Genomic DNA, 488 nt, shown 5'->3' on the forward strand with positions numbered 1-488 from the left:
CCTTCCTGGACGGTGCCGGTAGCGGACAGGGTGAGGCCAGTGCTATCGAGCTTCGCCGGGTCATCCGTAACCGAAGTGGTTGGGTTACCAGCCGTTTCCAGCTTCTCGTAGTTGCCGCCAGTGACATTGGTGATGCTGTTGGTCAGCGGGGTGTTGGTGTTGTAGACGTTGTTTGGCGCAACGTAGTCGACCGAGCCGGAGCTTGCGTTGACCGGGATGGTGATGGTCTGGCCGTTGGCCAAAGTAATCACCAGCGGAGCACCAGTAACCGGGGCGTTGACGGTGGCGGTGTACACCACAGTGCCGCCTTCGGCCACGCTTGGGGTCGCGGTCAGAGTCACCGTCGAGGTATCGATGGTGTCGGTGATAGCGGTCACAGCCGGTGCCGGGCTGACGTCCAGTTTCTCGAAGTCACCACCGGTGGTGCCGGTGACATTCACACTCACATTGCCAGCATCGACATAGACGGTGTTGGCTGGTGCTGGGAC

The 488-nt window shown here is 60.9% G+C and carries 1 protein-coding gene; it reads right to left on the reverse strand.

Annotated features, from left to right (window positions below):
* Nucleotides 1-488 (reverse strand): immunoglobulin-like domain-containing protein (locus J5M56_RS24695; RefSeq protein WP_207938023.1); only part of this gene is annotated, 488 nt, incomplete at both ends.

This window comes from Pseudomonas sp. 51_B (assembly GCF_017491595.1).
Lineage (GTDB): Bacteria > Pseudomonadota > Gammaproteobacteria > Pseudomonadales > Pseudomonadaceae > Aquipseudomonas > Aquipseudomonas promysalinigenes.